The organism is Mediterranea sp. ET5 (assembly GCF_023337025.1).
In the GTDB taxonomy this organism is placed as follows: domain Bacteria; phylum Bacteroidota; class Bacteroidia; order Bacteroidales; family Bacteroidaceae; genus Phocaeicola_A.
Map to the genome: position 1 here is coordinate 30,352 of NZ_JAMBLN010000019.1, position 13,215 is coordinate 43,566.

The 13,215-nt window shown below is 56.5% G+C and carries 11 protein-coding genes; 4 read left to right on the forward strand and 7 right to left on the reverse strand.

Annotation, left to right across the window (positions count from 1 at the left end; genetic code table 11):
• Positions 1-4: 4 nt before the first annotated feature.
• A complete protein-coding gene (locus M3087_RS11425) occupies positions 5-586 on the forward strand; it encodes a Maf-like protein (RefSeq protein WP_022384018.1) in 582 nt (193 codons plus the stop codon).
• A gap of 103 nt (positions 587-689) precedes the next feature.
• Here the strand turns inward: M3087_RS11425 and M3087_RS11430 are convergent, their stop codons facing one another.
• The 5 genes from M3087_RS11430 to M3087_RS11450 all read right to left on the reverse strand — a co-directional run bounded on the left by M3087_RS11430 (position 690) and on the right by M3087_RS11450 (position 7,383).
• The gene (locus tag M3087_RS11430; RefSeq protein WP_249095798.1) at positions 690-2,396 is read right to left on the reverse strand and encodes an acyl-CoA dehydrogenase family protein; all 1,707 of its coding nucleotides are present in this window, start codon (positions 2,394-2,396) and stop codon (positions 690-692) included.
• Between the two features lie 34 nt (positions 2,397-2,430).
• Positions 2,431-3,450, reverse strand: a complete 1,020-nt coding sequence (locus tag M3087_RS11435; protein WP_249095801.1) for an electron transfer flavoprotein subunit alpha/FixB family protein — start codon at positions 3,448-3,450, stop codon at positions 2,431-2,433.
• Between the two features lie 11 nt (positions 3,451-3,461).
• Entirely contained in the window at positions 3,462-4,340 is an 879-nt protein-coding gene (locus M3087_RS11440; RefSeq protein ID WP_106625507.1) for an electron transfer flavoprotein subunit beta/FixA family protein, read from the reverse strand.
• A gap of 194 nt (positions 4,341-4,534) precedes the next feature.
• Entirely contained in the window at positions 4,535-6,409 is a 1,875-nt protein-coding gene (locus M3087_RS11445; protein WP_022384014.1) for an AAA domain-containing protein, read from the reverse strand.
• 47 nt (positions 6,410-6,456) lie between these two features.
• Positions 6,457-7,383 (reverse strand): DMT family transporter, encoded by a 927-nt coding sequence (locus M3087_RS11450; protein ID WP_022384013.1) that lies wholly within the window; start codon positions 7,381-7,383, stop codon positions 6,457-6,459.
• Positions 7,384-7,568: 185 nt separating this feature from the next.
• On the opposite strand from M3087_RS11450, the gene M3087_RS11455 reads away from it, so the two are divergent.
• Genes M3087_RS11455 through M3087_RS11465 form a run of 3 tightly spaced genes read left to right on the forward strand, consistent with a single transcriptional unit; the run spans position 7,569 to position 10,340 of the window.
• Positions 7,569-8,396: an AAA family ATPase gene (locus tag M3087_RS11455; protein ID WP_022384012.1), complete on the forward strand. Its 828-nt coding sequence runs from the start codon at positions 7,569-7,571 to the stop codon at positions 8,394-8,396.
• Between the two features lie 33 nt (positions 8,397-8,429).
• Entirely contained in the window at positions 8,430-9,431 is a 1,002-nt protein-coding gene (locus M3087_RS11460; protein ID WP_022384011.1) for a DUF4435 domain-containing protein, read from the forward strand.
• 30 nt (positions 9,432-9,461) lie between these two features.
• Positions 9,462-10,340 carry a helix-turn-helix domain-containing protein gene (locus M3087_RS11465; protein WP_249095804.1) on the forward strand — a complete coding sequence of 293 codons (879 nt, stop codon included), beginning with the start codon at positions 9,462-9,464 and terminating at the stop codon, positions 10,338-10,340.
• Between the two features lie 781 nt (positions 10,341-11,121).
• On the opposite strand, the gene M3087_RS11470 is transcribed toward M3087_RS11465, so the two are convergent.
• Both M3087_RS11470 and M3087_RS11475 read right to left on the reverse strand, forming a co-directional pair.
• Entirely contained in the window at positions 11,122-12,306 is a 1,185-nt protein-coding gene (locus tag M3087_RS11470) for a FecR family protein (protein ID WP_106625504.1), read from the reverse strand.
• 190 nt (positions 12,307-12,496) lie between these two features.
• The gene (locus M3087_RS11475) at positions 12,497-13,123 is read right to left on the reverse strand and encodes a DUF4923 family protein (RefSeq protein ID WP_249095805.1); all 627 of its coding nucleotides are present in this window, start codon (positions 13,121-13,123) and stop codon (positions 12,497-12,499) included.
• Positions 13,124-13,215: the final 92 nt, after the last annotated feature.

Genomic DNA, 13,215 nt, shown 5'->3' on the forward strand with positions numbered 1-13,215 from the left:
ACACATGTTAGACAATCTGAAGAAATATCACATCATCCTTGCCTCCAACTCTCCGCGTCGGCGTGAGCTGTTGAGCGGGCTGGGAGTGGACTATGAGGTCCGGACTCTTCCCGGAGTGGATGAGTCGTATCCTGACACACTGAGTGGGGAGGACATCCCCGTCTACATATCCCGTGAGAAGGCGGCTGCCTATCTGCCGTCCATCGCTCCCGACGAGCTGATTATCACAGCCGACACCATCGTCTGGCTGGACGGACGGGTACTGGGAAAGCCTGCCGATGAGGCGGATGCCTGCCGGATGCTGCGGGAGCTCTCTGGACGTACACACCAGGTCATTACGGGAGTGACGCTCTCGACCGCTGCCTTCCAGAAGAGCTTTGCCGTGACCTCCGAGGTGGAGTTTGCTCCGCTGACGGAAGAAGAAATCACGTACTATGTCGACCACTACCGTCCGCTGGACAAGGCGGGTGCCTACGGGGTGCAGGAGTGGATTGGTTTCATCGGGGTCCGTCGGTTGTCGGGCTCGTACTTCAACGTGATGGGGCTTCCCATCCAGCGCCTGTACCAGGAGTTGAAGGAACTGTGATGCCGCATTCCTGTCGGCAGGACGGGAGCGGTAGAAAAGAAGCGAGGGTGTATCGGATTCAATGTGTCCGATACACCCTCGCGGTATTTGTATCCTTTGCGTATTACTTGCGGTAGTTGTCGAGGTCTTCCGGCTGGAACTTGCGGATGAAGTTGAAGTGCTTCTCAATCTCAGCTTCTGCATAGCGCACGTAGACGTTGGCAGACTTGGCGAACAGTTCCGGAGCGGTGGTAGCCTCTTGTACCAGCAGGTGTCCCATGATGGTGAAGGCTGCCATTTCCACCAGGCGACGTGCCACGAAGTCCTGGAATTCCTGGTTCTTCAGCTCGTTCACTTCGTTGGTAACGGCGGCGAAGCGGTCTGCCATCTCCTTCAGGCGAGCTTTGAGGCCTTCCAGCTCAGGAGCACAAGGCTGTGCCTCGTAGGCGCGGATCTGGTTCAGGTAAGCGCCGGTAGTCACATAACGGATGGCGGCGACGGTCTGCAGCTGGGTCGTGCCTTCGTAGATGGACGTGATGCGGGCATCGCGGTAGAGCCGTTCGCAGGTATAGTCCTTCATGAAGCCCGAACCTCCGTGAATCTGGATGCAGTCGTAGGCGTTCTGGTTGGCATATTCACTGCCCATGCCTTTGGCGAGGGGCGTGAAGCTGTCGGCGAGCTTGGCGTATTTCTTCTGTTCCTGACGTTCCTCGGGAGTCAGCTTGCGTTCGCGGGCGATGTCGTCGAGAGCCTTGTAGACATCGACGAAGCGTGCCGTCTCATAGAGCAATGCACGGGAGGCGTCGAGCTTGGCCTTCATGACCGACAGCATGTCGTAGACAGCCGGGAACTCGATGATGGCTTTACCGAACTGCTTGCGGTCCTTGGCGTATGCCAGTGCCTCGTTGTAGGCTGCCTGCGAGAGGCCGACGCTCTGTGCGGCGATGCCCAGGCGGGCACCGTTCATCAGCGCCATGACGTATTTGATCAAGCCCAGCTTGCGGTCACCGCAGAGTTCTGCCTTGGCGTTCTTGTAGACCAGTTCACAGGTCGGGGAGCCCTTGATACCCATCTTGTTCTCGATGCGGCGTACGTCGACGCCACCGTTGCGCTTGTCGTAGATGAACATCGACAGTCCGCGACCGTCACGTGTGCCCTCTTCCGAACGTGCCAGGACGAGGTGGATGTCCGAGTCACCGTTGGTGATGAAACGCTTCACGCCGTTCAGCCGCCAGCAGTTCTCCTTCTCGTCGAAGGTAGCCTTCAGCATGACCGATTGCAGGTCGGAGCCGGCATCCGGTTCTGTCAGGTCCATCGACATGGTCTCACCCAGACAGACACGGGTCAGGAAACGCTGGTGCTGGTCTTCGTTGCCGAATTCATAGAGCGTCTCGGCACAGTCCTGCAAGCCCCAGAGATTCTCGAAGCCTGCATCGGCGCGCGACACGATGTCGGCAGCCATGATGTAAGGCACGATGGGGAAGTTCAGTCCGCCAAAACGGCGCGGCATCGACATGCCCATCAGTCCTGCCTTGCGGGCTGCATCGAGATTGATTTGCGTGCCGGCAGCATAGGTCACACGTCCCTTGGCTACGGTCGGACCTTCGTGGTCCACGTCCTCAGCGTTGGGAGCGATGATGTCGCCGCACAGTTCGCCGACGATTTCGAGCACACGGTCGTAGCTGTCCATGGCGTCCTGAAAGTCCATCGGGGCGTAGTCATATTTATCTTTGTCCGCATAGTTTCGCTCTTTGAGTTCCACGATGCGTTGCATCAACGGGTGGTTCAGGTGATGCTTCAGTTCGGGGGTATCGGTATAAAAGTTTGCCATTGTTGCTAACTTGTTGTGTCTGTATCAGACGGGGTTACTTACTGTTTTGCTTGTAGTACTTGATCATCTTCGGGATGACTTCCTCCACCGGACCGACGATGACATAGTCGGCGATGCTGTTGATGGGGGCGTTCGGGTCGTTGTTGACCGAGATGATGATGCCGCTCTCCTGCATGCCGGCGATGTGCTGGATTTGTCCGCTGATGCCGCATGCGATGTAGAGTTTCGGACGGATGGTGACTCCCGTCTGACCGATCTGACGGTCGTGTTCGCAGAAGCCTGCATCCACGGCAGCACGGCTGGCGCCTACCTCAGCATGCAGTTCCTTGGCAAGGTCGAACAGCATGTCGAAGCCTTCCTTCGAGCCCATGCCGTAGCCTCCGGCAACCACGATGGGCGAGCCTTTCAGGTTGTGTTTGGCTTTCTCCACGTGGCGGTCGATGACCTTCACCACGTAGTCGGTCTCAGGCACGAACTTTGCCACGTCGTGGCGGATGACTTCGCCTTGGTAGTTCGGGTCAAGCACCTCTTTCTTCATCACACCTTCGCGCACGGTCGCCATCTGCGGACGGTGTTCGGGGTTGATGATGGTAGCCACAATGTTGCCGCCGAATGCCGGACGAATCTGGTAGAGCAGGTTCTCGTAAGTAACACCGTTCTTCTTGTCCTCGTGGTTGCCGATTTCGAGAGACGTACAGTCGGCTGTCAGACCGCTGGTCAGTGCCGACGACACGCGCGGACCGAGGTCACGTCCGATGACGGTCGCTCCCATCAGGCAGATTTGCGGTTTCTCTGCCTTGAAGAGGTTCACGAGGATGGAGGTGTGGGGGAGGGAAGTATAGGGGAAGAGTCCCGGGGCATCGAACACATGCACTTTGTCGGTCCCGTAGGGGAGGATTTGCTTTTCAACGCCATCAAGGCCGGCACCGGCAACGACGGCTTCCAGTTGGCAACCCAGTTGGTTCGCCAGTTTGCGTCCTTTGGTAAGGAGTTCGAGACTTACGTCGGCAACGGTTGTGCCTTCAAGCTCACAGTATACGAATACGTTGTTCATAGTTCTTTCTTTTACCCGATGGTGTGGTTAGCTAACAGTTCTACAATCAGTCCCTCGACATCTGCGTCCGAGCTGGTGAGCGTCTTGCTCTCTTTGGCCTGGAACACGATGTTCTGGATGGTCTTCACCTTGGTGGGCGAGCCGGACAAGCCACACTGTGCCAGGTCTCCGTCCACATCGGCAACGCTCCATTCCACAAGGTTCAGGTAGGGGCGTTGTTCGTAGAGTTCGGGATAGGCAGGAGCCTGCTGTGCCTTCTCGGTCGGGGTGAGGGCATGTTTGTATTTCTGCACCAGCTTGGCGTTGCGCGGACGGCAGGGAGCAGCCGAACCGTTGACGGTGATGACAATGGGCAGCGGACCCTCTACGGTCTCCACGCCGCCGTCGATGTGGCGCTTCACGGTGATGGTGCGTGCAGCCTCGTCGACATGCAGGATTTCCTCAGCGTAGGTGATCTGGGTCAGTCCCAGCTTCTCGGCTACTTGCGGTCCTACCTGGGCAGTGTCGCCGTCGATGGCCTGGCGGCCGCCGATGATGATGTCATAGTCTTTGATTTTGCGGATTGCCATGGAGAGGGCGTATGACGTAGCCAGTGTGTCTGCTCCGGCAAAAGCCCTGTCGGTCAGCAGATAGCCATTGTCAGCACCGCGGAAGAGCCCTTCGCGGATGATGGAGGCAGCGCGTCCCGGTCCCATGGTGAGGAGGGTGACGGTGGAACCCGGATGTTGGTCTTTCAGACGCAATGCCTGTTCCAGTGCGTTCAAGTCTTCAGGGTTGAAGATGGCAGGCAAGGCGCTGCGGTTCACTGTGCCTTCTGCGGTCATGGCATCTTTGCCGACGTTACGTGTGTCGGGTACTTGTTTTGCCAGTACAACGATTCTTAAACTCATGTTCGTTTATTTTTGGTATTAGTGAATTAATAGCTTGTTCACGGAGCTCCGCCGGCAATGCCAGCCCGACGGCCGGTCTGCGGTGTGGAGGTCCGGAGGATGTTCCTTCTTAGTTTTGGGTGCCTTATTACACTTATAGACAGCGGCAAAAATAGCGAATTGAATCGCGTCTCCCAAAGAAACGTTGTAAAATCTTACGCTTCCAATGTTGAAATATACTCATAAAGCCGCTTGTAGAACGGATGTCGTGTCAGTGTGTCGGCGTTGCCCAGGATGATGAGCTTCATCCGTGCGCGGGTGATGGCAACGTTCATGCGACGCAGGTCGTTCAGGAAGCCTATCTCGCCTTTCTCGTTGGCGCGCACCAGGCTGATGACAATCACGTCGCGCTCCTGTCCCTGGAAGCCGTCAACGGTGTTCACCGTGATGAGATGCTTGTAGGGGGCGAAGAAGGCACGCTTCTTCAGCAGTTGCCGCAGGTAGTGTACCTGTGCCTGGTAGGGCGAGATGACGCCGATGTCGATGCGTTCGTCGAGGATGCGCTGCTTGCCGATTTTCGTGAGGTAGGCTTCCAGGGAGCTGAGGGTCAGTTCGGCTTCCGCCTTGTTGATGCGTCCGAAGCTGCGTTCCACGAACTCCTCCGCCGCATCCTCCATCTCGGTGTTGACCCACACCATCGGCGTGTCGTAGTCGAGGATGCCGCGGTACTTCACTTCAGGGGCGGAACGCACCTCGCCGTGGTAGAACCAGTCGGAAGAGAAGCGCATGATGGCGTCGTTCATCCGGTATTGCACCTTCAGCAGGGAGACACAGTCGGGCTTGTTGCGCACAATCTTCTGCATCAGCGTCTGTGCCAGTCCTCCCTTCATGGCTTCGTAGCAGGTCACTACGGGCGGAAGCTGGCAGTGGTCTCCTGCAAGGATGACGCGGTTGGCTTTGCGGATGGCAATCCAGCAGGCGGCTTCCAGTGCTTGTGCCGCTTCGTCGATGAAGAGGGTGGCAAAACGGTGGCGGAAGAGCAGCTTGCTGGCAGCCCCCGTCAGCGTACAGGCTATGACGCGTGCCTCGTTGAAGAGTGATTCCTGGATGCGCACTTCCAGTTCGTCGGCACGGTCGCGCAGGGAGTTGATTTTCTGGCGGACGCTCTCCGACCGTCCCTTGCGCGAGGTGTCGTAAAGCTGACGGATGGCGCGGCGGATGCTGTGCAGCAGGGGGTAGTCGGGATGTGCCTCGAAGCGTCGTTCGTAGGTGAACGACAGCATCTTGTCATTCACGCGGACAGGATTGCCGATGCGGAGCACGGGGATGCCGCGGTCGACCAGCTTCTCCGAAATCCAGTCGACAGCCATGTTGCTTTGGGCGCACACGAGCACCTGATTCTCGCGGTGGAGGGTCTCGTAGATGGCTTCGACCAGGGTCGTGGTCTTTCCTGTTCCGGGAGGACCGTGGACGATGGCAACGTCCTTGGCACGGAGCACCTTGTTCACCGCACTCTCCTGTGTGCTGTTCAGCCAGGGGAAGCGCAGGGGAGTGAACGTCAGCTCACCCGCCGGACGTGTCCCGTGGAAGATGTCGCGCAGTTCGGCGAGCCGTCCGTTCTTGTCATTCATCACGGCACGCAGCGAGGCGAACATCAGCTTGAAGATGTTCTCGTCGAAGCTGAGCTGTACGCCGAGGCGGAGGGCGCCTTGCAGGGAAGCCAGCGCCTCGGGACCCGGCAGGATGACGACCATGCGGTCTTCATCGACATAGTTTACCGTGCCGGTGAAGGGGAGGTTGCGGGTCTGTCCGTTGACGGTGTCGGCGTCAAAGAACATCACGGGACGCCCGAACTCGAAGTGGTGGTCGACGTCGGTGTTCTCCGTGCGGAACACCTCGACGACATATTGGTTGAGCGAGTTGTAGTAGCTCCTTCCCACCGACAGGGGGAACCAGCAGATGCCGCGGCGTACCTTCTTGTCGAGGTCCGTGCGGTCGGCTTGCTGGAGAAAGAGCTCTTTCTCGTGGTTGTATTCCATTTCCAGCAGTTCATACTGCCGTTGCAGTTCCAGAATGGGGGAGGAGGGCATAAGGCTTCAAGGTGTTAAGTTGACAGGCAGGAGGGAGCGGACGGGGCTCAGGAGCCCTTTTCCTCCATCTCTTTCAGCATCTGTGCGCGGGACTTGCTCTGGGTCACCAGGTATACGCCGGCAAAGACCAGCACCACAGCCACGCCTTTGGTCCAGCCGAAGGTGCCGATGCCGATGAGGACGGACACGATGGATGCCACAATGGGCTGTGTGTAGTTGTACATGCTGAGTACCGTCGGGCGCAACACCTTCTGTGCGTTCATCAGCAGCAGGAAGGTCATGAACGTGGCACCCACGACGACGAAGGCGGTCTCACCCCACGTCCGGGCGGAAATCTCGGTAAAGGGGATTGCCGACACCTCGCTGTAGGAGAAGGGGATGAAGCAGATGGCGGCATAGGTGAACATCCACTTCATGCACGTGATGGGGTGATATTTCGAGGCGAGCCCCTTGAAGAAGGTCAGGTAGGCGGCAAAGCTCACCTGGGCAATGAAGCAGAGGAAGTCGCCCAACGCGTTGCTGTTGTGAGTGCCGTCGGTGGAGTTGCTTCCGATAATCATGATGAGCGCACCGATGGCACCGAGGAACACGCCGCCCAGCTTCTTGCCGGTGATGGGCTCGTGCAGGAAGATGGCGGCAAGAATCAGCGTGGCGATGGGTGCCGTGGTGGTGATGATGGAAGCGTCGATGGGCGAGGTGAGCGACAGTCCGAAGATGTACATGCCCTGGTTGAACACGATGGCGAACAAGGCGGCAAAGAATAGCAGCATCAGGTCGTGCGGCTTCACTTCCTCGCGCTTCGTGAAGAGGGAAGCAATCCAGAAGCAGAGCGCCGCGCCCACCATGCGGAAGGTGGCAAGCGACAAGGCTGTGATTTCAGTGCTCATGACGTCTTTCCCGATGGGCGACATCAGTCCCCAGGCTGTACTGGCAATCAGCATGCAGATATGTCCGGTGTAGTTTTTACTTTTCATACGATGAATCAGATATTGGTTTGACGTGCAAAGGTACGGTTAATCCCCGTTCGGGCAGGCAGGATTGCCGCTCTTTTTTTCTCGTCTGTTTTCTTGAAAAATAATAAAGCGACAGGCAACCGCTTTAGTGAGATTTCCTTATCTTTGCTTTGACAACAAACTTTATCATTCGAAAGGAGCATACCATGAGCAAACAAGCCGATTACATCAAGCGTATTGAAATCAAGGGCATCTGGGGATGGAAGAACATTGCCTGGGACTTGCGTCCCGACGTGAATATCCTGAGCGGCATCAACGGCATCGGGAAGAGCACCATCGTCAACCAGGCTGTCCATGTGCTTCACCTGCTTTCCGGCGGAGAACTTGACAAACAGATTCTGCCGGAGAACGTCCGTTTCGTCTTTTCCCCCGAAGACGCGTCCTACATCCGTTTCGATGTCATCCGTAGTTTTGACCGTCCGCTGCTCAATGCCGGGCTGATGCAGAAGGTGACGGACGTGAATGTGCGCACGGAGCTTGACTGGCAGCTCTACCGGCTGCAACGCCGCTACCTCGACTATCAGGTGAACATCGGCAACCGCATCATCGAGCTGTTGACCGAGGGGACGCCCGAGAGCCAGCGGAAGGCAACGGAGGCGTCCGTCCCCAAACGGAAGTTCCAGGACATGATTGACTCCCTCTTCAGCGAGACCGGCAAGAAAATCAACCGCAAGAGCAACGAGATACTCATCGAGCAAGACGGCGACGAGCTGCATCCCTACCAGCTCTCGTCGGGAGAGAAACAGATTCTGGTCATTCTGCTGACGGTGCTCGTACAGGACGGGCAGCCCTTCGCACTCTTCATGGACGAGCCGGAAATCTCCCTCCACATCGAATGGCAGCAGCAGCTCATCAAGCTCATCCGCGAGCTGAACCCGAACGTGCAGATTATCCTGACCACCCATTCGCCTGCCGTCATCATGGACGGATGGATGGATGCCGTGACCGAGGTGAGCGACATCACCCAACAGTGACACTTTATCCCTATACCTTATTATATATGTACCATGAGTAAACGTCTTGCCCAAAATCTCAACTCTCTCTACGTGGAGGCTGCCAACCGTCTGCGCCCGAAACAGGCACGGCGGAAGATTGTCGCCTACGTGGAGAGTTACGACGATGTGTTCTTCTGGCGTACGTTGCTCAATGAGTTTGAGAACGACCGCCTCTATTTCCAAGTGATGCTCCCCTCATCCACCTCCCTGGCGAAAGGCAAGAAGTCGGTGCTGATGAACAACCTGGGCGAGCAACTGGGACAGAACATGATAGCCTGCGTCGACAGCGACTACGACTACCTGTTGCAGGGAGCTACCTCCACGTCGCGCATGATAAACCAGAACCGCTTCGTCTTCCAGACCTATACCTACGCCATCGAGAACTACCTCTGCTATGCCGGTGCACTGCATGAGGTGTGTGTCATGGCGACGCTCAACGACCGCGAGATTATTGACCTCGAAGAGTTCATGCGGATGTACTCGCGCATCGCCTATCCGCTCTTCGTGTGGTCCGTGTGGTTCTATCGCAAACACCGTCCCGGCGTGTTCTCCCTGCTGGACTTCTGCGAGGTAGTGCGCCTCGACAAGGTGAGTGTCTACCACCTGGAAGTTGCCCTGCAACGGATGGAGCGTCGGGTGAACCAGAAGCTGCACCGGCTGGAACACGACTACCCGAAGGCGCTGCGCGAAATCGAAGCCCTGAAGAAGGAGATGCGCGGACTGGGAGTGACCCCCGACAACACCTACCTCTTCATCCAGGGACACCACATCATGGACAATGTGGTGCTGAAGATACTCGCCCCGCTCTGCGTCATCCTGAGACGGGAGCGTGAGAATGAAATCAGGGACCTTGCCGAACACGACATCCAGTTCCAGAACGAGCTGACCTGCTACCAGCGCAGCCAGAGCGGGGTGGACCAGGTGATTCGGAAGCATACCTACTACAAAGACTCCCCGTTCTACGACCGGATACGCCGACGGATTGCCACTTTTCTGGAACACATGGAACGCTGAGCCGTCGTTGTTGACCTTAACCGATGTATCATGAAACTGAACTCACAAGTTGACACCCAACTCTCGGCGGAAGACTGTTTCTACATCTCCGACCGCTACAACAAGCTCCTTCCGTACCCCATCCACTGCCATGCCGACTACGAACTGAACTTCACGGAGCACGGTGCCGGTGCGCGGCGCATCGTGGGCGACTCGATGGAGACCCTGGGCGACTATGACCTGGTGCTCATCACCGGACAGGACCTGGAGCATGTCTGGGAACGCTATCAGTGCACGTCGACCGATGTGCGCGAGATAACCATCCATTTCTCCTCCGACCTCTTTGACGGTGCGTTCACGCGCAAGACCCATTTCCGCTCCATCCTTTCCATGCTCGAACGTGCCCGGTGCGGCCTGTCGTTCTCGGCGGACATCATTGCCAAAGTGCGTCCCATGCTCTATGAGCTTGCGGCTGCGACCCCGGGTTTTTATGCCGTCGTACGTTTCATGGTCATCCTCTACGAACTGTCACAGGACCATCAGGCGAAAGTTTTGTCGAGCGAATCGTTCGCCCGCATCCGTCACGTGGTCGACTCGGTGCGCATCAATAAAGTACAAGACTATGTGGAAGAACATTATAAGGACGAAATCCGTCTGTCGACGCTGGCGGACATGGTGGGCATGACCGAAGTCTCCTTCAGCCGCTTCTTCCGCCAGATTACCGGACAGACCTTTTCTGACTATTTGATTACGTTGCGCCTGGATCATGCCTCCCGTCTGCTGGTCGACTCGCGACTTCCTGTCGCCGAAGTCTGCTTTCAATGCGGATTTAACAATCTGTCAAACTTCAACCGCATCTTCAAGAAGAACAAACATTGCTCGCCCAAGGAATACCGGGAGAACTACCGCAAGCAGAAAGTGATCGTCTAGACGTCTCCAGAAGGACCGTTCGGAACAGTCTTCTTGCCCCACCAATGTTTAAACTTTGATAAGAAAGTATTAGAATTGGATAAGATTGTATTATTATTTCCCGGGAAACACGCCTACCTTTGCAGCTGTAGAAAGGGAAAGATGATATATATATAATGAACAGATATGATAGTTTGATACCAATGCCTTAGAGTTTTTCGATAGGTTTTATTTAGTTTTAGGGTTGTTTTTCTAGAGAGAGGGAAGTCAGGCGTGATTGCCCTCTTCCATTTTTCCAAAGCACAGCTTGACAGTTAAGGAATATGTAGAAGAGGCGAAAAAGGTGAATGTATAGAGAGCGAGAATGCGATTTCGAATCTCCCTCGAAGAGATGTTGAAAGGGACTTTGTGTTAATAATAGCTTAAAAAGGAAAGGGTTCATGTCCTGTTCATGAAGAAGGGAAGCCATCACTCCGGGAGGAGATGTTGGTTTCCCTTCTTTCTTTTGTCTCCGTGCGGATGCGCTGCCGCTGACCGCTCCCTGCTTATCTCGTTTTTGCCTGACGGGCAAGACGCTCTGAGTTCCACGGCGTGGAACTCACATTCCCACGGCGTGGAACTGACAGTCCCAGGCTCTGGAACTCGGAGTTCCAGGCTTTGGAACTCGAAGTCCCAAGCCGTGGAACTCGAAGTCCCAAGCGCATGGAACCAACAGTCCCGCAGGAGGGTACTGTCAGTCTTGTCTGCAAGTCCCTGAGTCGGATAGGGTTGGACGATGCAACTGTCGGATGAAAGTCGGTTTTTACAGGGAGTCTTCCGCGTGCTCCACGACGATGGTCTTGCCTTCGACGCGGAAGGTGATGCCGCCGCTCTTTTCCAGTATCGACAGCACTTCCGCCAGTTCAGCGTAGCGGGGGGCGCTCCCCTTGAACACGGTGGAGGCGAGCCGTTCGTCGGCAAACCGGAAGTCGAAGTTGTACCAGCGGGAGAGGGTCGTCATGATTTGCTGCAAGGTGAGTTCCTCGAAGGAGAACCGTCCGTCATGCCAGCTCGTCACGGCACGTGTGTCGACCGGACGGACGCGGGTGGAGCGGTCGCTCTTCAGGAATACCGCCTGATGTCCGGGTGTGAGCACCAGCTCGGCGTGGGTGTCGTTGAGGGGACGCAGCGCAATGCTGCCCGACACGAGGGTGGTGTAGATGCAGTTCTCCTCGTTGTAGGCGTTGATGTTGAACTCCGTTCCGTAGACGCGCACCTGCATGTTGTCCGACTCCACGTAGAACGGACGCAGGCTGTCCTTTGCCACCTTGAAGTAGGCTTCCCCCTTCACGGTGACCCGACGTTCAGAGCCGGTGAAGTTCTCGGGGTAGATGAGCTGCGACTCGGCGTTGAGCCACACCTCGGTGCTGTCTTCCAGGATAATCTTGAACTCTCCTCCGCGGGGAGTGGTCAGCTTGTTGATGCGTGCCTTGCGGGAAGCCTCCGGTTCGTCGGTCCGCTGACGGGCGATGAGGCGGGAGTTGCGTGCCGAGTCTTCGCCCAGGGAGATTTCCGACCCGTCGGCGAGGGTCAGCATCGCCTGCGTCTTCCCGTGTCGGATTTGTGCCTGCTCCAGCTGCCGGGCGATGGGGGTGAGTTCATCGTTCACGGGGGAGTGGCCGAAGTAGCTGATGCAAATCACGGCAGCCAGTGAGGCGGCAGCCACCAGTGACACTGCCCAGCGTCTGCGCAACCGCGACGGGCGCGATTCCCGGCGGATGCGTGCTTTCATGTCCTCCAGCGGACGGCGGGCATCGATGTGTTTCGCCCGTCGGTACTCACGCTCCAGGAAGTGGGTGTCGAGCAGACGCCGGTAGGTCGCTTCGTTGCGCGGGTCTGCCTTGCGCCATGCCTCCAGTTCGTCGGTCTCTTCCGGGGTGATGGTGCCGATGATGCGTTTATAGATGAGTCGGGCGATGTGCCGCTCGTGCATGGGAGTCGGTGTCATAAGGATATGTCGTTTAACAAACTGTGTTTTATATGTAATACGCGATAGGGATGGAAACGGACACCTTGCAGCCTCTTTTTTAGGATATTTTTAGAAACAGAGACGCGGATGAACGCTTCCTCCGTCGTCTGCCGAAGAAAACCGTCCATCCGCGTCGTGTCGTTGCGTGGAGGGTCAGTCCCGTCCGTGCTTACTTCTGCAGCTCGAAGCCCAGCTGCATGCCCTCATAGCTGTCAGACACCGAGTTGAAGATGGTCAGCATGTTGCTGTTCATGAACTTTCCAGCGACGTTGGCGAGGCCCTTGCCCAGTTCCCACACACGGTCGGCATCATAGACCAGGGTCATCTTGTCTTTCTGGAACTTGACGTGTGCCGTGGTGCTGAATCCCAGCGTGCCCGTCATGACGACGGTCATCTTGTCGCGGTCGAACGTGTAGGTGCCGCTGGTTGACTTGCCGGCGATGGTCTGGGTGTACGTCTTGTCGCTCTTGAAGGTGAACGAGGTGTTGCTGTTGGTTATCTTCAGCTTCTTGCAGGCGCTTGCCAGTTCGCTCTCCACCTTGGTCGAGGCAACCGCTCCGCCTGCCTGTGCCAGCAGGTTGTCACTCTTGAATTTGCAGGAAGGTTTCACGTAGTGCCATGTGCCGACGATGGTGCTGTCGTTGACCGTCACCTTGTTGACTACCTTGTCCACCCCTTCCTTCACTCCTTCCTTGAGGCTGCCGAACAGGTCTTTCAAGCTTTGTGCTTGCGTCGGAAGCGTGAGGCTGAACAGGAGCAGCAGGCATACGCACTTCCATAAGTTACTTCTTTTCATAGTCATTGGCTGTTTTATGGTTTATCGCCGCAAAGATACGACACAGAGCGGTAGAAGGCAATGTAATTTAACACTTCTCCTATTAAACTTTC

What these genes read in the sequence shown, in the direction of transcription:
- M3087_RS11425 (WP_022384018.1), top strand. Translation starts at nt 5, where the DNA reads ATGTTAGACAATCTGAAGAAATATCACATCATCCTTGCCTCCAACTCT.
- M3087_RS11430 (WP_249095798.1), bottom strand. Translation starts at nt 2,396, where the DNA reads ATGGCAAACTTTTATACCGATACCCCCGAACTGAAGCATCACCTGAAC.
- M3087_RS11435 (WP_249095801.1), bottom strand. Translation starts at nt 3,450, where the DNA reads ATGAACAACGTATTCGTATACTGTGAGCTTGAAGGCACAACCGTTGCC.
- M3087_RS11440 (WP_106625507.1), bottom strand. Translation starts at nt 4,340, where the DNA reads ATGAGTTTAAGAATCGTTGTACTGGCAAAACAAGTACCCGACACACGT.
- M3087_RS11445 (WP_022384014.1), bottom strand. Translation starts at nt 6,409, where the DNA reads ATGCCCTCCTCCCCCATTCTGGAACTGCAACGGCAGTATGAACTGCTG.
- M3087_RS11450 (WP_022384013.1), bottom strand. Translation starts at nt 7,383, where the DNA reads ATGAAAAGTAAAAACTACACCGGACATATCTGCATGCTGATTGCCAGT.
- M3087_RS11455 (WP_022384012.1), top strand. Translation starts at nt 7,569, where the DNA reads ATGAGCAAACAAGCCGATTACATCAAGCGTATTGAAATCAAGGGCATC.
- M3087_RS11460 (WP_022384011.1), top strand. Translation starts at nt 8,430, where the DNA reads ATGAGTAAACGTCTTGCCCAAAATCTCAACTCTCTCTACGTGGAGGCT.
- M3087_RS11465 (WP_249095804.1), top strand. Translation starts at nt 9,462, where the DNA reads ATGAAACTGAACTCACAAGTTGACACCCAACTCTCGGCGGAAGACTGT.
- M3087_RS11470 (WP_106625504.1), bottom strand. Translation starts at nt 12,306, where the DNA reads ATGACACCGACTCCCATGCACGAGCGGCACATCGCCCGACTCATCTAT.
- M3087_RS11475 (WP_249095805.1), bottom strand. Translation starts at nt 13,123, where the DNA reads ATGAAAAGAAGTAACTTATGGAAGTGCGTATGCCTGCTGCTCCTGTTC.